The sequence below is a fragment of the Rathayibacter sp. VKM Ac-2879 genome (assembly GCF_015351245.1).
In the GTDB taxonomy this organism is placed as follows: domain Bacteria; phylum Actinomycetota; class Actinomycetes; order Actinomycetales; family Microbacteriaceae; genus Rathayibacter.
Genome location: NZ_JADKSO010000002.1, coordinates 480,712 through 498,658 on the forward strand (window position 1 = coordinate 480,712; position 17,947 = coordinate 498,658).

The following is a 17,947-nucleotide window of genomic DNA, read 5'->3' on the forward strand; positions in this document are numbered from 1 at the left end:
CTCAGCGGGAACGGCGTCGGTGCTCACGCGTCCTCAGGACGAACGAGACCGCGCCGATGAGGCCGACGGCGAGGAAGTACCAGCCGAGGTCTCGAGCCCACACCAGAGCCGGGGTCGTGGTGGAAGAGAGGGGAACCTCGTCCACCATGGCACCCGGCTCAAACCATGTCAGGGAGTCGATCGTCGACCCATTAGGGCCGATGATCGCGCTCGTCCCCACCGTCGAGATGTTGACCACACTGCGACCCGTCTCGATGGCACGGAGGCGCGCGATGGCGAGCTGCTGCACGCTCTCGTCGGTGCGACCGAAGTCGGCGTTGTTCGTCTGCCCCAGGATGACCTGCGCGCCCCCGTCGATCATCCGGTTCGTCAGCGCGTCATCGGAGATGTCGAAACAGATTGCGATCCCGGCCAGGACGCCGTCGACGTCGAAGACGTTCGGGCGGGTGCCGATCGAGTAGTCCCGGCTCACGAGATCGACGAGGTCGGGCGCGAGCGCTCGCCAGAACGCGCGATCGGGCATGTACTCCGCGAACGGTACCGGGTGCACCTTGTCGTAGATCTGCGTCGCCCCCTCCCCCGCCTTCCAGAGCAGAGAGCTGTTGTAGAAGACGTCCTGAGAGGGATTCGTGATCGTGCCGACGATGAACGGCGCGTCCATCGTCCGGCTGAGGTAGTCGAGCACCGCCGCCGACTGCGCATTGCGCGTGGGATCGATGTCGACGCCGTTCTCGGGCCAGACGACCATGTCCACGCGCTGGTCGAGGATCGGAAGGGTCGCCGAGGTGTGGTCCTCGAGAATCTGCCCCTTGTAGCTGCGTGAGAAGAGCCCCGCGTCGGAGTCGCCCTGTACCGCCGCTATGCGGGTCGTGCCCTCGGTCGGGGCAGGCCAGGCGGGGAAGACCAAGGCGACGATCGCGAAGCCCGCCACCGCTGTGACGCGGGCGGTCACGGGGACCGAGACCTCCCGCACGGCCTGGGCGAGTACCGCCCCCAGAAAGGCGACGACGAAGCCGAGCCCAGCGAAGCCTATCCAGGCCGCGAGCCCCGCAAGCGGGCCAGTGGACTGCGAGAGCGCGAGCCTCCCCCACGCGAAGCCGCCGTACGGCCACACGTTCGTGATCGTCTCGCGCCCGATCCACAGGGCCGCGAGCAGGGCGGGAATCCCGACGATCCGTCCGAGGGGGCCGAGCCACACGCGGTAACCCCGCGTCGAGATCACCGCCATGAGCCCGGCCGACAGGGCGAAGAAGATCGCCTGCAGACCGGCGAGGGCCGCCCACGGGACGGGACCCAGATAGAGCGTCAGCCACGAGATGTGCAGCCCCCAGAAGACGCCGCCACCGACGAGCCCGACGAGCACCCCGCTCCAATACCCCCTGCCCGCGAGGGCGAGGAGGATCGCGGCGACCCCGACGATCGCGAACGGCCAGACGTCGAGGGCAGGAAATCCGTGGTCGAGGGCGGCGCCGCCCGCCGCGGCGAGCGGGAGCGCGACCCACAGCGGGAGGATCCGCCTAGGGGGCGGGGCGAGCAGCGGCCTCATGCGACGGTCGAGTAGGCGACGATGCCGCGACGGACGAGGTCGAGGGCCGTCCGGGCGGATCTGCCGACCTTGCCGTCGGCGACGACCGACAGCTGGTCGAGGAGGTCGATGGTCTGCTTCGCCCAGCGGACGAAGTCGCCGGCCGCCATGTCGGACTCTCGCAGCACGGCATCGAGCGGCATGCCCTTTGCCCACATGTTCATCGAGAGGGCGAGGCTCGTCGAAATCGGACTGCTGCCCGGGAGGCGGTGACCGCGTTCGACATCGTCGAGCCGAGCCCAGAGCAGCTGGGTCTTCTCGAGGGCCTCGGGGAAGTGCCCACGCGGCAGGAACTTCTCGCCGAGGGTCCCCTCCTCTCGCCGCGGTTCGAAGACGAGGCAGCATGCCATCGCCGCGAGCCCGGCGGGGTCGAGCTCGGTCCAGGCCTGCTTGCGGAGGCACTCGGCGACGAGCAGGTCGCGCTCTCCGTAGATACGACGCAGGGTGCGTCCATTCGGGGTGAGGGAGAGCTCGCCGGTGTCGTCGCGGCGGAAGTAGCCCAGCTCGAGCAGTACCTCCGTGATCCGATCGAAGACCCGCGCGACGGCTCCGGTGCGGGAGCGGATCTGCCGTTCGATCTCGTCGGTCTCGCGGCGGAGCTTCCACCAGCGCTCGGCCCAGCGGGCGTGCTGCTCGCGATCGGAACAGGCATGACAGGGATGCGCCTTCATCCGACGTCGGAGGTGCGTGAGCTGAGCCTGGCGCTTCTCACGCTCGGCGTGGGAGGCCGAGTCCCCTCGCACCGCACCGCGGCGTTCGAGCTCGCCGATCTCGCGGCGGATGGCTGCGTACTGCTCGAAGTCGCCGAGGTGGCACTGCATCGCCGCGACGTAGCCCTCGAGCGACTCCTCCTGCTGACGAACCCTCCGCGCGAGGTCGACGACGGAGCGGTCGGCCTGGAACTGTGCGAACGAGGACTCCAGGATCTCGCGCGTGCGGCTCCGGCCGAACTGTTCGATGAGGTTCGCCGACATGTTATAGCTCGGGCGGAAGCTCGAGTTGAGGGGATAGGTGCGACGGGAGGCGAGGGAGGCGACCGCCTGCGGGTCCATGCCTCCGCGCCACTGGATCACGGCATGACCCTCGACGTCGATCCCGCGACGACCGGCGCGCCCGGTCAGCTGCGTGTACTCCCCCGGCGTGATCGGCACTCGAGCCTCGCCGTTGAACTTCTCGAGCTTCTCGAGCACCACCGTGCGGGCGGGCATGTTGATGCCGAGCGCGAGCGTCTCGGTCGCGAAGACGACACGGACGAGGCGACGCAGGAAGAGCTCCTCGACGACCTCCTTGAACGCCGGGAGCATTCCGGCGTGGTGCGCCGCGACTCCGCGCTGGAGGCCGTCGAGCCATTCCCAGTAGCCGAGGACGGCAAGGTCCTCGTCGCGAATCGTGCGGCACCGCTCTTCGACGATCGCACGGATCTCGTCGCGTTCGTGCCGCTCCGTCAGCCGGACGCCCGAGCGCAGCACCTGCCGAACGGCCTGATCGCAGCCCGCGCGGCTGAAGACGAAGAAGATCGCGGGGAGCAGGTTCTTGCCCCGGAGGATGTCGACGACCTCGGACCGCAGGACGAGCTCGTCGCCACGCGCCTCCGGGAACCTGCTGCGACCCGCACGGCCGCCACGGCCTCCTCGTCCGCCGCGCTCGACTCGGGAGCCCCCCTGTGCCAGGCGCGCCAGCTCGGGGTTCACCCGGTTCGTCGCGGCCCGGCCCGAAGAGTCGAAGAGGTCGATGAGCTTGCCCCCGACCAGCACGTGCTGATCGAGTGGCACCGGCCGCTCCTCCGAGACGATCACGTCGGTCTCGCCGCGGACGGTCTGCAGCCAGTCGCCGAACTCCTCGGCGTTCGACACCGTCGCGCTGAGCGAGACGAGCCGCACCCGCTGAGGGAGATGGATGATGACCTCCTCCCACACGGCTCCGCGGAAGCGATCGGCGAGGTAGTGCACCTCGTCCATGACGACGTAGGCGAGATCGCGGAGGAGATCGGAGTCGGCGTAGAGCATGTTGCGCAGGACCTCGGTCGTCATGACGACGATCCGGGCGCGCGCATTGACGTTGGAGTCTCCGGTGAGCAGCCCGACCTCGGACGCCCCGTAGTCGTCGACGAACTCCTGGAACTTCTGATTGCTCAGAGCCTTCATCGGCGTCGTGTAAAAGACCTTCGCTGTCGGATCCTGCATGGCGAGATGGATCGCGAACTCCGCGACGGCAGTCTTGCCCGCACCGGTGGGTGCCGCCACGAGGACGCTACGGCCCGAGTCAAGCGCCGTGCAGGCCTCGTACTGGAAGGGATCGAGGTCGAAGGCGAGAGTCGAGCGGAACGACTCGACCCTCGCATGGCCCTGCCGAGTCCGGAACGCGGCGAAGCGCTCGGCAGGCGTCGGATCGGTCACGCGGGCAGATCGGAGGGGCCGCCGTCGAACACGACCTGGCGCTTGGCGACACGCCGATCGTGCAGGATGGCGATCCCGCAGGCCGCGAAGTAGAGGGCTGTGATCGGGATCGCGAGAAGGAACATCGAGATCGGGTCGGCGGCCGGAGTCGCGATGGCCGTGAACAGGACGATGACCATGATCGCCACGCGCCACGACTTGAGGATCAGCATGCCGGGCAGCATGCCCACGAAGTTGAGCAGCACGAGGAACACCGGCAGCACGAACGCGACGCCCACGACCAGCACCAGCTTGAGCACGAAGTCGTAGTACATCTTGGCGTTGAGGAAGCTCGCCGCCTGCTCACCCGTGAAGCTGGTCAACAGCTCGACGATATGGGGAAAGATGAACCACCCCGATGCGCACCCTGCGAAGAACAGCGGGATCGCCGTGAGGATGAAGCCCAGGCCGTACCGGATCTCTTTGCCGGTGAGCCCGGGGACGAGGAAGGCCCAGATCTGATAGAGCCACACCGGGCTGGCGATCACCACGCCGATCGTCATGGCGATCTGCAACTTGAGGTCGAAGGCTCCCGTGATCGTGTCGAAGTTGAGGATGGCCTCTTTGTTCTGGGTCGTCGCCACGACCTGGATCGGCGCCTTGAGCGCCTCGAACACCCAGTCCGAGAGGAACCATCCGGCGACGCACGCGACCGCGATGGCGATGGCCGAGATGAAGAGCCTATTGCGAAGCTCGACGAGGTGAGCGCCGAGCGACATACGCCCCTCGGGGTTCTTCTTCGACCGCCTCGTCCGTGGCTTCTTCGCTGCCACGGAGGTCATTACTTGATCGGAGACTCGGGCGGCGTGGTCGTGCCGGTCGTCGAGCCCGTGCCGGAGGTCGTCCCCGTGGCCGAACTCGGGCCAGAGACGTCACTGACGTCGCGGCGCTCCGTACCGTCCTCGTCTTTCATGGTCTTGACCTCGCTCTTGAAGATGCGCATCGACTGCCCGACACTGCGGGCCAGCTGCGGGAGCTTGGGCGCACCGAAGAGAAGGAGGATCACGGCGAGGATGATGAGGAGGTGCCACCCCTGGAGGCCAGCGAACATTGCAGACTCACTTCACTTGTCGGTTGCGGTGTACGAGGAGCTTACCCCGTTCGATCCGAGCGGACCGTCGAAGCTCGATCTTGTCGCGCCGGGCGTCGCGTCGGTCCTCCCGAGCGCGTCGCACCCCGTCGCGGTCGGCGAACAGCGACGACGCCGGACGGGACTCGACCGGCGGCGACGCCTCCGGGGCGACGCCCTCGAGCCGGGAGGCAAGCTCATCGAGCTGCCTGAGGAGCGCGCGCGCCTTGCGCCAGTAGGACAGCACAAACAGCACCAGCACGGCGAGCGCACACAGTGCTAGCACCAGCCAGATCAGGATCCAGGACCACCAGGTCACGATGCCTCCTGCTCGTTCGCGCCCAGAGCATCCGCGGCCCAGTGCGCGACCGCCGCGCGCGCCTCCTCCGGGGAGACCACTGTCACGAGGCCCGAGAGCGACGCGACGAGACGCGTCAATCCCTCGAGGTGGGCCACGCGCACACGGACCAGAACGCCCCGATGTCGCTCGGAGGCGGGAACAGGCGGGTACTCGGCATCCGCCGCGTAATCGCCCAGCAGCACCACGGCGCTCGCCGCAACCAGGAGATCGACGACGAGATCGGACTCGGACGCCTCGAAGAGGCGGTCGGAGAGGGTGACCTCGTTGCGCCGGCGGACAATCGGCGTACCCGTGTCGACGACCGAGCGCATGCGGTCGACCCTGAACGTGCGCACTCCCTCACGGAGGTGGTCCCAGCCGCGGAGGTACCAGTCGCGGTCGACGGACTCGAGAAGGAAGGGATCGACGAGCCGTGCCTCCGTCTCCCCGCGGGCATTGCGATAGTCGAACGTGAGCTGTGTGCCGGCGGTCATCGCGGCGCGCAGGAGCGCCAGAGTGGCGTCGTTGCCAACTCCACGCGCGACGGCCATCGCGCTCGGCGCGGAGGAGGCTCCCCGCGAGAGCTTGCCCATCAGCGAGGCGATACGGTCGTTGCCCTGATTCTCGGGGAGGGCGGCGAGGTACTGCATCCCGGCGATCAGCGCCGCCGCCTCCCGCGCCGAGAAGCGCGGCGAATCGTCGATGGCGACCTGCTGGGTCAAGACGATGTGATCGTTCTCCTCGAAGTCGTCCCAGCCGATGTCGAACAGGTCGTTCGCCTGGTACTGCGCGGTCTCCCCGGGGATTCCCGAGACGGCGATGAGGCGCACAGCGCGGCGCACCTCCTCTTCGGCGATCTCGAAGTGCTCGGCGACCTCGCGCACGCTGACACGCCCTCGGTCGAGAAGGTACGGCACGAGGGAAAGGAGGACGGCGAGGCGATCGCGCGCCTGGAGCGAACGCGGCCTAGCCACGGGCGCCTGCGTGATCGAGGAGCGTGCGTCGCAGGCGCTCGAGCACGCGCTCCCGGAGAGCCTCGGGCTCGACGACGCGGACCTCGGGGCCATACCCGGCGAGCTCATCGGCGAGGATGTCCGCGTCGGTGAAGTGCAGTCGCAGGATCCCTGCTCCCTCGCCCGCGGCCTCAGCCCGACCGCCGAGACGGAGGGCGGCATCGGAATCCGGAGCGACCCGCACGAGAGCCGAGCTGCGGCGGAGGATCTCGTCGAGCTGAGCCAGCGCGATCGCGGCGTGATCGCCCTCCGGCGGGGTCACGACGCGGCCGAGGGTGGTGACGGGTCCCACGATCCGCGAGAGGAGGAAGGTGCGGGTCGCCTCCGCGCCCTCGTCCCAGCCGTGCAGATGCCAGCGACCCTGATGATTCACCAGCGCGCGTGGCTGCACGGTCCGCACCCGGGGCTGCTCGCCTCCCGGCTTGAGATACGGGAAGCGCACGACCTGAGCGCGGTCGAGAGCGGAACTCAACGGCTCGAAGGACGCCTCCCGCACCCGCAGGGACGGGCTGATGCCGATGACGGGATCGACCGAGTCGACCCCGATCGAGCGCAGCTTGATGAGCGCGCGCCGCGACTCCGCAGAGAGCGTGCCCTCACGCCACACCGCGCCGGCAAGACGGAGCAGCGCCAGCTCGTCCTGATCGAACACGATGTCGGCCGGGAGGTCGTAGCTCCGCTTGGCGATCCGGTAACGCGTCGTCTGGGTGTTGCCCGGATCCCCGGGAGCGTCGACCGTCTCGATGGGGATTCCGAGCTCGCGCAGATCGTCTTTGTCGCGCTCGAACTGACGCTCCAGCGCGACCCGATCTCCACGGTCCACGCGCTGGCGGTAGCCCTGCACGGTCGAGAGCACCTCGGACTTCGTGAGGCCGCTCTCGGCCGCGACGAGCGCGAGCACCAGGCTGAACAGACGCTCCTCGGCCGGAACACGGCTTGAGGACGGGGCGTCGGCAGGCACGACCTTCAGTCTAGGGCCGGGGATCAGGCCTTCCCGAGGACGTCGGCGACGAACACCAGCGTCGAGCCGGCGGGGATCTTGGCCTGCGCGGTGTCGCCGTATCCCTGGCCGGGCGGGATGATCGCGATGACCTGCGAGCCGACCGGCTGGCCGATGAGGGCCTTCGCGAAGCCGGGGATCACTCCGCCCTGGGTCGCCGAGCCGTCGGCGGCGACGAAGACGGCAGGAGCACCCTTGTCCCAGCTGGAGTCGAACACCGTGCCGTCCTTCCAGAGCCAGCCGGTGTAGGCCACGACGACCTGGTCGCCCTCGGCGACGACGTCGCCCTCGCCCTTCTTGAGCTGAGCGATCTGAAGGTCCGTCGGTGCGTCGCCTGAGGGCTTCGCGAGGCCGGGACGTCCATCGGCGTCGAGCGTGACCGTGGGGAAACCGTTCGGGACGGGCTGGTCGGCTCCGTTCGCCCGCGCGAGCGACGCCTTCTCGATGTCGGCCACGAGCACGAGCGTGTCGTCGGCCGAGATTCCCAGCTGGGCGGAGGCCTGACCGAATCCGTCTGCGGGCGCGATCGCGATGGCGACCCGCGAGCCGACCTTCGAACAGAGCAGGCCCTGGTTGAGACCGACGAGTCCGGTGCCGCCGGCGCCGAAACGGGCGGTGCTCGCGCCGTCGTACTTCGAGGTCTCGAGCACGCTGCCGTCCGCGCCGTTCACGAGCGTGTAGTCGATGGTGACGAGCTGGCCCTTGACGATCGGATCGCCCGAGCCCTCGATCAGCGTGCTGACCTGCGTCACATCGGCGTGAAGCGGGCTCGGCACGGTCACGTCCGGTGTGGCGCCGAAGTCGCCGGTCGCGGCGACCGCCGCCGACGAGTCGCCCGAGCCGTACGGTGCATCGCACCCCGCGGCCGAGGGAGAGGCGGAGCATCCGGTGAGAGCGGCGAGGATGCCGATGCTGGCGATGAGCGCGGCGGTCTTGCGCACGAGGACTCGTTTCGACGTGGTGGGAAGGAGGGCTGACTGCGAGGCGAATGCGTCGTCTCGCAGGCCGGGAACAGCTTAGAGGATGCCGTCGGCGCGGCCGTCGGGCTGCCCGCCACCGCTCGGGTCAGCGTCGGCCTCCCCGAAACCTCGAGCCCGCGAGAGCTCCGCGCTCGTGGCCGACTCCCGGACTCGCTTGCGGAGGCTCTTGGGGCTGACGGCGCGCTCCCCCAGTGCACCGGGCGTCCACGCCTCGACGTCCTCATCACTGAAGTCACTCTTGGACGGTCGGCGCTTGAGCTCCGGGAGCACCGCCCCCGGAGCGAGGCGACGCGCCGTGATGAGAAACCCGGTGTGCCCGATCATTCTGTGATCGGGTCGCACGGCAAGGCCCTCGACGTGCCAGCCGCGCACCATCGTCTCGTTCGAGGCGGGGTTGGTGAAGAGACCGGAGGCGCGAATCGCCTCGGCCACGCGCGACAGCTGGGTGACGGTCGCGACGTAGCAAAGCAGCACGCCGCCGGGAGTCAGCGCCTCGGCGGCGACATCGAGGCACTCCCACGGAGCGAGCATGTCGAGAACGACGCGGTCGGCCTCTCCTGGCGGCACCGTTTCGGGCAGGGCCTCCACCAGGTCGCCGACCGTGACGCTCCAGTTGTCGGGGGTGTAGCCGAGGAAGGTCTCGATATTGGCGCGAGCGACGTCGGCGAACTCCTCCCGACGCTCGAACGACGAGAGGCGCCCGCCCGGGCCGATCGCTCGCAGGAGCCACAACGAGAGGGCACCGGAGCCCACGCCGGCCTCGACCACGCGAGCGCCAGGGAACACGTCGGCTTGAGCGAGGATCTGCGCCGCGTCCTTCGGGTACACAATCGCGGCACCCCTCGGCATCGACATCACGAAGTCGGCGAGCAGCGGCCGGAGCGCGAGGTGCTCGACTCCGACCGTGTTGCTGACGACCGAGCCGTCGGGGAGGCCGATCACGGCGTCGTGCTCGATGCCGCCGCGATGGGTGTGGAACACCGCGCCGGGAACGAGCGTGACGGTGTTCATCCGCCCCTTAGGTCCCGTCAGCTGGACGCGGTCGCCCGCGCGGAAGGGTCCGGAATGCTGCAGTGCCTCACCGGTCATCGGCGGGCCTCCGTCTCGGTCGGGGCCGGGCCGGAGCCGCGGTGGTGGGAGGAGACCGCCGCGAGGTCCGCGACGGTGCGACCCGCGAGGGTGGGCCACAGGGAATAGGGAGCGTCCTCCTCGAGGGCGAGCTGGTGCGGCACCCCGATCACGGCGGCGCCGGAGGCGAGGGCCGAGGCGAGCCCCGTGTGCGAGTCCTCGATGGCGACGCACGCCGCGATGTCGACGCCGAGAGCGCGCGCGGCGAAGAGGTACGCCTCCGGGTCCGGCTTGCCCTTCTCGACCTGGTCTCCGCTGACGATCGCGCTGAAGGCGGGGAACGGGAGGAGCGAGACCACGGCGGAGGCCATCCGGCCGATCGACATCGTGACGAGGGCCTGAGGGACGCCCGCGTCGCGCACCGAGGAGAGCAGCTCGAGTGCGCCGGGTCGCCAGGGAATGCTGACCTTGAGCTGAGCGACGACCTCGTCGGACATCCGGTCGATGATCGCTTCGACAGGGAGGTCGACGCCCTTCCTCTGCAGGATCCTCGCCGCGGCGGGGAGGGCCGAGCCGACCAGGCTCATCGCATCCTCGTGCGTCCACACTCCGCCGTACGAGGAGACGAGCGCATGCTCGGACGCCATCCAGTACGGCTCCGTGTCGACCAGCGTGCCGTCCATGTCCCAGAGCACGGCGTCGGGGAGGCCTGCATCCTGGATCGTCGGCACCGGCCGGGAGGGAGTCGGAGAAGTCACGAGCGACCATGGTACCGGCAGGGCCGCGAGCGGGCGCGGCGGTGAGGAGGGGGCGCGGTTCGCCCCGGCCGAAGAGGTCGCCGGGCGTGGGCGTGCCGGAGGCGGGTCCTATCCTGGAACGACGGGTAGGCGCAGCTGCGCGCCCGGGCCATCGAACCGAACGCGGAGACCCTGTCTATGAACGTGATCAAGGGGAACGTCCTGCTCGTGGCCTTCGAGGGCTGGAACGACGCCGGTGACGCGGCGAGCGGAGCCGTCCGGCTGGTCAAGGACGACGGCGACTTCATGCCTCTCTTCGCAGTCGACGCCGAGCAGTACTACGACTTCCAGTACACCCGGCCGATGCTCTCGATCGGAGAGGACGGGCGCCGGAGCCTCTCCTGGCCCGGCACCCAGATGTTCGGCCCCGCCGACACCTCCGTGGACGCCGAGAGCGCCCTCTATGTGATGATCGGCACCGAGCCCTCGCGCAGCTGGAAGAGCTTCGCGGCCGAGGTCGTCGATGCCATGCTCGCGATAGACATCTCCGCGGTCGTCTTCCTCGGGGCGATGCTCGCCGACGTGCCGCACACCCGACCGATCTCGATCTTCGCCTCGAGCGAGAACGCGGAGCTGCGCAGCCAGTTCGAGCTCGAGCGATCCAGCTACGAAGGGCCGGTCGGCATCCTCAGTGTGATCGGCGAAGCCGCGGCGAAAGTCGGGATCCCGGCGGTGTCGATCTGGGCCTCCGTGCCGCACTACGTGCACAACGCACCCTCGCCCAAAGCGATGCTGGCGTTGCTCGAGAAGCTCGAGGAGATCGTCGGTCTGGCCATCCCCCGCGGTGATCTCGTCGAGGAGGCCGAAGAGTGGGAGCGCGGCATCGATGCGCTCGCCGCCGACGACGACGAGATGGCGGCGTACATCGCCCAGCTCGAGCAGGCGCGCGACACGGTCGACTCGCCCGAGGCGAGCGGCGAGGCGATCGCCCAGGAATTCGAGCGCTATCTCCGCCGTCGCGGGGACGGACGCTCGGGCGAGGAGCCCTGGCGGAGCTGATCCGCGAGAGCCTCTGCGCCGGCGAGCGAGCCCTCCGACCGCCTGCCACGCGGCAGCGGACCGGGCTCACCCGGCCGGATCATGCCAGGCGGAGACGGATCCCCAGGAGCGCGTCGACGAGGTCGGAGAACAGGGCAGGATCGTCCACCCCCTCTTCGGCAGCGCGATCGAGCTCGACGAGCGCAGCGGGCGTGTCGAGGTCGTCGGCGAGGACCGAGCGCACCCCCGCCAACACGTCGACAGCGGACCGGGACCCGCGGGTGTGCACAGACGCCTCCCACGCCGCAAGCCGAGCCTGGGCGGTGGGCAAGTCGGCCGGCAGCCACTCCCAGTCAGAGCGGTAGTGGTGGGCGAGGAGCGCGAGACGGATCGCGCGTGGATCGACGCCCCCTTCGCGCAGGCGCGAGACGAGCACCAGGTTGCCGAGTGATTTGCTCATCTTCTCGCCCTCGTAGGCGACCATGCCCGCGTGCGCGTAGGCGCGGGCCAGCGGGCGCCCCGAGAGAGAGGACGCGTGCGCCGCGCTGAACTCGTGGTGCGGGAAGACCAGATCGCTGCCTCCGCCCTGGAGAGTGAACAGGCCACCCAAGCGCTTGAGCGCGATCACCGAGCACTCGATGTGCCAACCGGGACGACCGCGCCCGACCGGGGACTCCCAGGCTGGCTCACCGCGGCGTTCGGCACGCCAGAGGAGCGGATCGAGCGGATCGCGTTTGCCGGGTCGCTCAGGATCGCCGCCGCGCTGGGCGAAGAGCTCGGCCATCGACGCCGCGTCGAGACCGCTCTCGCTGCCGAGGTGCCAGCTCTCGTTCTCGCCCGCCGCGATGTCGTAGTAGAGGTCGGCGGGTGCCTCCCCGAGGGCCTCGGGAGCGGGCACGCGATAGGCGACACCCTCGCGCTCGAGCCGGGCGACCGCGTCCGCGATCGGAGCGATAGCCTCTGAGACGGCGACGTAATGCCGGGGAGGCAGAATCCGCAACGCGGTCATGTCGCCGCGGAAGAGCTCGACCTGTTCCTCCGCGAGGACGCGCCAGTCGACTCCCGTCGCCGTGGCGCGCTCGAGCAGCGGATCGTCGACGTCGGTGACATTCTGCGCATAGTCGACCGAGTAGCCGGCATCGAGCCAGAGCCGCTGCACGGTGTCGAACGCAAGATAGGTCGAGGCATGGCCGAGGTGGGTCGCGTCGTAGGGAGTGATGCCGCAGACGTAGAGACGGGCGACACCGTCATCGGCCGAGAGCTCGACGCGACCCGCGGAGGCGGTGTCATGGACGCACGGCACGGCTCCGCGTCCCGGCAGCCGCGGGACGTCGGGAGAGTTCCAGGCCCGCATCTAGGCGGCGATGATGCCGAGGGACAGCGCGATCATGAGGGCGACGCCGAGGACGATCCGGTAGATCACGAACGGCAGGAAGCTGCGGCGCGAAATGTATCCCATGAAGAACGCGATGACCACGAAGCCGACGACGAAGGCGACGACCGTGGCGACCAGCGTCTCGAGGCCGCCGACCTGGATCTGGTTGGGCAGGACCTCCGGATCGGCGAGGCTCTTGTACAGCTGGTAGAGACCGCTGCCGAAGACCGCAGGGATCGCGAGGAGGAACGAGTACCGCGCCGCAGCCTTGCGCTCGTATCCCATCAGCAGGCCCGCAGTGATGGTGCCACCCGAACGCGAGACGCCGGGGACGAGCGCGAGCGCCTGCGCGCCTCCGAAGATCAGGCCGTCACGCACGTTCAGGTCGCGCAGACGGCGCTTCTTGGCGCCGATCGCATCTGCCACACCGAGCAGGATGCCGAACACGATCAAAGTCGTCGCGACCACCCACAGCGAGCGCAGCGTCGTCTCGATCGCGTCCTGGAAGAGCAGGCCGAGCACGATGATCGGAAGGCTGCCGATGATGATCAGCCAGCCCATCCGCGCGTTGGCGTCCGTGCGGGGGACGCGGCCCACGAGCGAACGCGCCCAGTGGGAGACGATCTTCACGATGTCGCGCCAAAAATAAATGATGACCGCGGTCTCGGTGCCCAGTTGCGTGATAGCGGTGAACGCGGCTCCCGTGTCGCGGCCATCGAGCCCGGGGAGGAGTTCGCTGACGATCCGCAGATGGGCGCTGGAGGAGACGGGGAGGAATTCGGTCAGACCCTGGACTAATCCCAGGATCAACGCGTCGAGCAGGCCCATGCGTCACTTTCGAGGAGGGCTGGGGCGTCGTCGGCCAGCAGAACGGTCGGGGTGAGAGCAGGACCTACGATCGCAGAAGCAGATCGGTCAGGACCTTCCTGCCAAACACTAGTGCGTCCAGGGGAACCCGCTCGTCGACCCCGTGGAACAGCGCCGGGAAGTCGAGCGAGCCCGGCAACTGGAGGGGCGCGAAGCCGTATCCCGTGATCCCGAGCGTCGAGAGTGCCTTGTTGTCGGTGCCACCGGAGAGAAGGTACGGAAGCACCTCTGCGTCCGGATCGAAGCGGCGCAGGGAGGCGGCCATGCTCTCGACCAGAGGACCGGCGAAGGGCACTTCGAGACCGATGTCGCGATGCTGCACGAGGATCTCGACGTTCTCGCCCGCGAGCACGCGCAGTCGGGCGAGCACCGCGTCCTCCTCCCCCGGAAGCACCCGGACATCGATCGTGGCCTCGGCCGTGTCGGGGATGACGTTGGCCTTGTAACCGGCGGAGAGCATCGAGGGGTTGGCGGTCGTGCGCAGCGTGGCCGCGATGAAGCGCGAGGCGGTACCGGTGGCGAGCGCGAGCTCCTCCGGGGTACTGCGCTGGGGGTCGTGGCCGAGGATGCGGGCGACCTCGCCGAGCAGCTCGCGCGTGGTGTCGGTGAGACGCGTGGGCCACTCCTCGCTGCCGATGCGCGCGATGGCCTCCGCAAGCCGGGTCACGGCGTTCTCGCTGTTGATCTGGGAACCGTGCCCGGCGGTGCCGTGGGCGCGCAGCGTCAGCCACATCAGCGCCTTCTCGCCCGTCTGCACGAGGTAGGCGCGCTTTCCGCCCAGGTCGATGGAGTAGCCGCCGACCTCGCTGATCGCCTCGGTGGCGCCGGCGAAGAGTTCGGGCCGTGTCGAGACCAGATGCGCGGAGCCGCGCACTCCCCCTGCTTCCTCGTCGGCGAAGAAGGCGACGACCAAGTCTCGGGACGGACGCCGGCCCTCCCGGAGGATGTCGCCGAGCGACGCGAGAATCATCGCGTCCATGTTCTTCATGTCAACGGCGCCGCGGCCCCAGAGCATGCCGTCCTTGATCACCCCGCCGAACGGATCGACGCTCCAGTTGTCGGCAATGGCGGGCACCACGTCGAGGTGGCCGTGTACGACCAGGGCGCCACGGTCGCGATCCTCCCCCGCTACCCGCGCCACGACACTCGTGCGTCCGGGGTCGGAGTCGATCAGCTCGGGCTCGAGGCCCAGATCGCGCAGCTTGGCGGCGACGTACTCGGCGGCCTCTCGCTCGGGCTCGGCCCGCCCGTCGCCGTAATTGCTCGTGTCGAAGCGGATGAGATCGCGAGCGATCAGCGCGGTCTCGTCGAGGTTCTCGATGCTGTCGGACATGCCAGCAACGCTACCGGGGAGACGTGTGCCGGCCGGAGCACCGCACAACGTCAGCTAAGACGCGTCGTCATCGACGATCGTGCGCGAGGAAGCGACCTGGCTGACGTTGTGCTCGGGCGGCACCGTTGCACGGTGGCGCGGGGGCCTCCCGAACCGTGCTAATGTCTTCTTCGGCCACGGAAACGTCGGCCGCAAAAACACTCGTCCGGGTGGCGGAAATGGCAGACGCGCTAGCTTGAGGTGCTAGTGCCCGTATAGGGCGTGGGGGTTCAAGTCCCCCCTCGGACACCGACGGTTCCCCCGTCTCTCCTCTGGGAGAGGCGGGGAATCTCTCGTTAACGAGCGCTGACGGAAGCGGCGGTCAACGTCGGCGGAAGACCCGTCTCGCCACCGCTGGCTCACCGCAAAGCCGGGCGATCCCTTCGAGTGGAGGGCCTGAACCGCTGCTTCCCGGGGTCCACGATCTGCGCTCCCACCGAGCCATGCGTCATTCACGGCAGGGTCGTCGAGAGCCGTCGAGTGGCCACTCGCGCCGATGAGCGGGTCTCGATCGCGGAGACGCCTGCCGCGTCAGAGCGCCTCGAAGTCGGCGGATACCGAGGCCGTGAGCTCGATGCGTGAAGATGGTTGAGACGAACGGGGGAAATGTGATTCCGAAGCTGTCTTCAACCGCCATGTTCTGGATCGGAGTGGGCGCCGTCGTCGTCCGCATCGTATTCATCGATGTGCTGCCGTTCTTCATTGGTCCATACCAGAGCAGCGGGTCTCCAACCATCGCGAACCTACTCTTCGTGCTGCCCATCATCGCGTCGATCGCGTCCGGTGTTGGCTACGCCTTCATCGCGAGTGCCTTCGTCGTCCGCCACTTCGAAGCGCGCGAGAAAGCCGACGAGATCCGCGCCGTACACTTCATCGGCCGCTCCGCTTCGAAGAACGAGTAATCGCTGCCGCAACAGTGCCAGTGGACACGTTCGGCCCCGAAGCTCGACACCTCGGGAACGTGGAAGACCTGCGTGACGTCGGAATCCTTCGGTACGGCGGACAGTCGAGACCGAACCCTGGTCGGCAGACCACCAGGTCGCCGCTCCGGACGCTTGCTCGGCATGCGCCTGATCGCGCGCCCACGCGTGCAACGACGTCACCTCCGCGAGTGCCTGCACACGCGAAGGCGACTCGCGACGGATCTCGACGCGAGACCATGCCCCGCTCCGCGGGGTGGAAGTGCTGAGCCGAACCGGCGACGGTGATGGCGATGATCTCTCCATCGTGCCGCGCCGGCCCGATCAGCGCTCTGCGATACAGCGCCTGATCTGCTCCGCGAGAGCGCGCTCGGTCGCGAGATTGCTCAGCAGTTGCTCACGGTGGCCGCCGCACGCACCGGGAAGCAGCTCCCCGGTCTGGGCGTCGATGCGGCCGTGGAGGGCTCGCTCTCCTTCTGCGATCGACTCCTCGAGAAGAGCGAGCCGACGAGCGAGCCGCTCGCATTCAAAACTCTCGACCGACCTGCGGTTGTCGAACTGGTCGTCTGCCGTGAAGGCGGAGATGCTCATGATGATCCGTTCCATCGGGGCGCCCGGGATCGGCGCCATCACACAGGAGACAGTCGCCCCTCGGATCGATGACGCGGTGGCGCGATATGCGCCAGCAATTGGCGCGCTCGATCGTCAGGCGAGAAAGACGGCGAGCTGCTCGTTCTCGATAATCGCCAGGGTGCGCACGAGGCGGGTGTATCGCGCGACGAGCCCCTCCGCCTCCGCACCCTGACCGAGGAGGGCAGAGATGCTCTCGCCGGGAAAGAGCCCGACGATCTCCATGGCGACGGCACGAGAGTGCTCGACCGACAGACTGCGCGCGGAGTCGAGCGCCCGCGTGAGCTGAGGGCGCTCGCCCGGATCAGGTGAGGACGCGGAGGCAGGGGTCGCCGCGTGCGCCAGAACGGCGACGAACACCCGCGCGATCTCGTCGACGCGCAGAGCCCTGACCAAAGTCAGCAGACGCGACGAGACGCGAGAGACGCCACGCGCCAAGAGCTCACCACTCAGCGCGCGCACCTCGATGACGTCGCCGCCGACGAAGTCCCCCGAGACGCGCTTGATTCCCGAGGCGAACAGGCTCGAGCCGGCCATGATGCTCCGCTCGGCCTCGAGATTGATCTCGACACGACCACGAGCGGTCGCGACCCCCGAGATCCAGCGCTGCTCGACCGCGGGATGGGCATGCACCGCGGGGATGAGAGTGCCCGGTCCGGGACCGTCGATCGCGCCCAGGATCACATCGGGGGTACGTGCGCCCGCGATCCTGGTCGAGACTCCGTTGTGCGCCGCGAGCTCCGCAGCGCGCAACTTGGAGCGGATACCTCCTCGCCCGGTCCCTCCCTTCTGCACTCCGATGCCGCGCAGCTCGGCGATGCTCAACTCCTCCACATGGACGCCCTCGGCGATGCTGCCGGCGAACACGCCGGGAACGTCGGTGAGCAGGAGGAGCAGGTCGGCCCCGAGAAGCATCGCGAGAGCGCCGGCGACTCCGTCGTTGTCAGAGCCTGCGGAGTCGATGGTGTCGTTGCCGTTGACGATCGGCACGACGCAGGCGTCGAGGGCGTGACGCATCGCCTCGGCGACGTGCGACATCTGGCGGGGCGAGGCAAGATCGGATTCGCCGATCAGGATCTGCGCGACGAGCGCACCCGAGAGCTCGGCAACCGATCGGTAGAAGCCCATCAGAACGGTCTGTCCGACGGCTGCGGCCAGGCGAGGACTGATCGGTGCCTCCTGCGAGCGCGCGAAGAGGGCGCGTCCGGAGGAGACGGCTCCGGAGGAGACCAGGACCACGTCCCAGCCGAGGCCGCGTGCGGCGAAGGCGCTTTCGAGGGCATTCGCGAGCAGCACGGGGTCCGGGCCGGACTGCTTGGTGACCGAGCTCGAGCCCATCTTGACCACGAGGGTCCGCCTCCTCGATGACTCGACCGCGTCGAGAGGGGACGAGGCGGCGTGGGGCAGAGCGTCGGGCATGGCTCCCATGGTAGAGCCGGGACCGAGGTCGTCCGCCGCGACGACGGGGATGTCGGAGCGACGTGCGAGGGTGCCGACGACAGCGGTGACACGGTTTGA

17 protein-coding genes and 1 tRNA gene are annotated in these 17,947 nt (G+C 68.8%); 3 read left to right on the plus strand and 15 right to left on the minus strand.

The genetic code is table 11. The features are described from left to right. Position 1: 1 nt before the first annotated feature. From lnt to ITJ45_RS07305, 10 genes are all read right to left on the minus strand, one after another. The gene (gene lnt / locus ITJ45_RS07260) at positions 2-1,546 is read right to left on the minus strand and encodes an apolipoprotein N-acyltransferase (protein ID WP_194608150.1); all 1,545 of its coding nucleotides are present in this window, start codon (positions 1,544-1,546) and stop codon (positions 2-4) included. After that, entirely contained in the window at positions 1,543-3,981 is a 2,439-nt protein-coding gene (locus ITJ45_RS07265; protein WP_194608148.1) for a DEAD/DEAH box helicase, read from the minus strand. The genes lnt and ITJ45_RS07265 overlap by 4 nt, the downstream gene beginning before the upstream one ends. Next, entirely contained in the window at positions 3,978-4,739 is a 762-nt protein-coding gene (gene tatC / locus ITJ45_RS07270; RefSeq protein ID WP_194609058.1) for a twin-arginine translocase subunit TatC, read from the minus strand. The genes ITJ45_RS07265 and tatC overlap by 4 nt, the downstream gene beginning before the upstream one ends. Positions 4,740-4,801: 62 nt before the next feature. Then, complete coding sequence (tatA, locus tag ITJ45_RS07275; RefSeq protein WP_194608146.1) at positions 4,802-5,071, minus strand: Sec-independent protein translocase subunit TatA; 270 nt, start codon at positions 5,069-5,071, stop codon at positions 4,802-4,804. Between the two features lie 7 nt (positions 5,072-5,078). Then, entirely contained in the window at positions 5,079-5,408 is a 330-nt protein-coding gene (locus ITJ45_RS07280) for a hypothetical protein (RefSeq protein ID WP_194608144.1), read from the minus strand. Continuing rightward, positions 5,405-6,403 (minus strand): WYL domain-containing protein, encoded by a 999-nt coding sequence (locus ITJ45_RS07285; RefSeq protein ID WP_323742896.1) that lies wholly within the window; start codon positions 6,401-6,403, stop codon positions 5,405-5,407. The genes ITJ45_RS07280 and ITJ45_RS07285 overlap by 4 nt, the downstream gene beginning before the upstream one ends. Then, positions 6,396-7,403, minus strand: a complete 1,008-nt coding sequence (locus tag ITJ45_RS07290) for a helix-turn-helix transcriptional regulator (protein ID WP_194608140.1) — start codon at positions 7,401-7,403, stop codon at positions 6,396-6,398. The genes ITJ45_RS07285 and ITJ45_RS07290 overlap by 8 nt, the downstream gene beginning before the upstream one ends. A gap of 23 nt (positions 7,404-7,426) precedes the next feature. Continuing rightward, a complete protein-coding gene (locus tag ITJ45_RS07295) occupies positions 7,427-8,383 on the minus strand; it encodes an FKBP-type peptidyl-prolyl cis-trans isomerase (protein WP_194608138.1) in 957 nt (318 codons plus the stop codon). Positions 8,384-8,458: 75 nt separating this feature from the next. Beyond that, positions 8,459-9,511, minus strand: a complete 1,053-nt coding sequence (locus ITJ45_RS07300; RefSeq protein WP_194608136.1) for a tRNA (adenine-N1)-methyltransferase — start codon at positions 9,509-9,511, stop codon at positions 8,459-8,461. Then, positions 9,508-10,248: an HAD family phosphatase gene (locus ITJ45_RS07305; protein WP_323742895.1), complete on the minus strand. Its 741-nt coding sequence runs from the start codon at positions 10,246-10,248 to the stop codon at positions 9,508-9,510. Before ITJ45_RS07305 ends, ITJ45_RS07300 begins: the two co-directional genes overlap by 4 nt. A 177-nt stretch (positions 10,249-10,425) precedes the next feature. Between ITJ45_RS07305 and ITJ45_RS07310 the strand changes: the two genes are divergently transcribed. Then, the gene (locus ITJ45_RS07310; RefSeq protein WP_194608134.1) at positions 10,426-11,286 is read left to right on the plus strand and encodes a proteasome assembly chaperone family protein; all 861 of its coding nucleotides are present in this window, start codon (positions 10,426-10,428) and stop codon (positions 11,284-11,286) included. A 79-nt stretch (positions 11,287-11,365) separates the two neighbouring features. On the opposite strand, the gene mshC is transcribed toward ITJ45_RS07310, so the two are convergent. The 3 genes from mshC to ITJ45_RS07325 all read right to left on the minus strand — a co-directional run bounded on the left by mshC (position 11,366) and on the right by ITJ45_RS07325 (position 14,840). Beyond that, on the minus strand, positions 11,366-12,619 hold the full coding sequence (mshC, locus tag ITJ45_RS07315) for a cysteine--1-D-myo-inosityl 2-amino-2-deoxy-alpha-D-glucopyranoside ligase (RefSeq protein ID WP_194608132.1): 1,254 nt from the start codon (positions 12,617-12,619) through the stop codon (positions 11,366-11,368). Continuing rightward, positions 12,620-13,468, minus strand: a complete 849-nt coding sequence (locus ITJ45_RS07320; RefSeq protein ID WP_194608130.1) for an undecaprenyl-diphosphate phosphatase — start codon at positions 13,466-13,468, stop codon at positions 12,620-12,622. 64 nt (positions 13,469-13,532) lie between these two features. Beyond that, entirely contained in the window at positions 13,533-14,840 is a 1,308-nt protein-coding gene (locus ITJ45_RS07325) for a M20/M25/M40 family metallo-hydrolase (protein WP_194608129.1), read from the minus strand. Positions 14,841-15,043: 203 nt separating this feature from the next. Here ITJ45_RS07325 and ITJ45_RS07330 point away from each other — a divergent pair. After that, positions 15,044-15,128 (plus strand) — tRNA-Leu (locus ITJ45_RS07330). 335 nt (positions 15,129-15,463) lie between these two features. After that, entirely contained in the window at positions 15,464-15,781 is a 318-nt protein-coding gene (locus tag ITJ45_RS07335) for a hypothetical protein (RefSeq protein WP_194608127.1), read from the plus strand. Positions 15,782-16,123: 342 nt separating this feature from the next. Here the strand turns inward: ITJ45_RS07335 and ITJ45_RS07340 are convergent, their stop codons facing one another. Both ITJ45_RS07340 and proB read right to left on the minus strand, forming a co-directional pair. Further along, entirely contained in the window at positions 16,124-16,390 is a 267-nt protein-coding gene (locus ITJ45_RS07340; RefSeq protein ID WP_194608125.1) for a hypothetical protein, read from the minus strand. Between the two features lie 114 nt (positions 16,391-16,504). Continuing rightward, the gene (gene proB / locus ITJ45_RS07345; protein WP_194608123.1) at positions 16,505-17,848 is read right to left on the minus strand and encodes a glutamate 5-kinase; all 1,344 of its coding nucleotides are present in this window, start codon (positions 17,846-17,848) and stop codon (positions 16,505-16,507) included. Positions 17,849-17,947 lie beyond the last annotated feature (99 nt).

Coding starts and splice junctions, on each gene's coding strand:
- ITJ45_RS07300 (WP_194608136.1), bottom strand. CDS start 9,511: ATGACCGGTGAGGCACTGCAGCATTCCGGACCCTTCCGCGCGGGCGAC.
- ITJ45_RS07340 (WP_194608125.1), bottom strand. CDS start 16,390: ATGAGCATCTCCGCCTTCACGGCAGACGACCAGTTCGACAACCGCAGG.
- proB (WP_194608123.1), bottom strand. CDS start 17,848: ATGCCCGACGCTCTGCCCCACGCCGCCTCGTCCCCTCTCGACGCGGTC.
- ITJ45_RS07335 (WP_194608127.1), top strand. CDS start 15,464: ATGGTTGAGACGAACGGGGGAAATGTGATTCCGAAGCTGTCTTCAACC.
- tatC (WP_194609058.1), bottom strand. CDS start 4,739: ATGTCGCTCGGCGCTCACCTCGTCGAGCTTCGCAATAGGCTCTTCATC.
- ITJ45_RS07310 (WP_194608134.1), top strand. CDS start 10,426: ATGAACGTGATCAAGGGGAACGTCCTGCTCGTGGCCTTCGAGGGCTGG.
- tatA (WP_194608146.1), bottom strand. CDS start 5,071: ATGTTCGCTGGCCTCCAGGGGTGGCACCTCCTCATCATCCTCGCCGTG.
- lnt (WP_194608150.1), bottom strand. CDS start 1,546: ATGAGGCCGCTGCTCGCCCCGCCCCCTAGGCGGATCCTCCCGCTGTGG.
- ITJ45_RS07325 (WP_194608129.1), bottom strand. CDS start 14,840: ATGTCCGACAGCATCGAGAACCTCGACGAGACCGCGCTGATCGCTCGC.
- ITJ45_RS07320 (WP_194608130.1), bottom strand. CDS start 13,468: ATGGGCCTGCTCGACGCGTTGATCCTGGGATTAGTCCAGGGTCTGACC.
- mshC (WP_194608132.1), bottom strand. CDS start 12,619: ATGCGGGCCTGGAACTCTCCCGACGTCCCGCGGCTGCCGGGACGCGGA.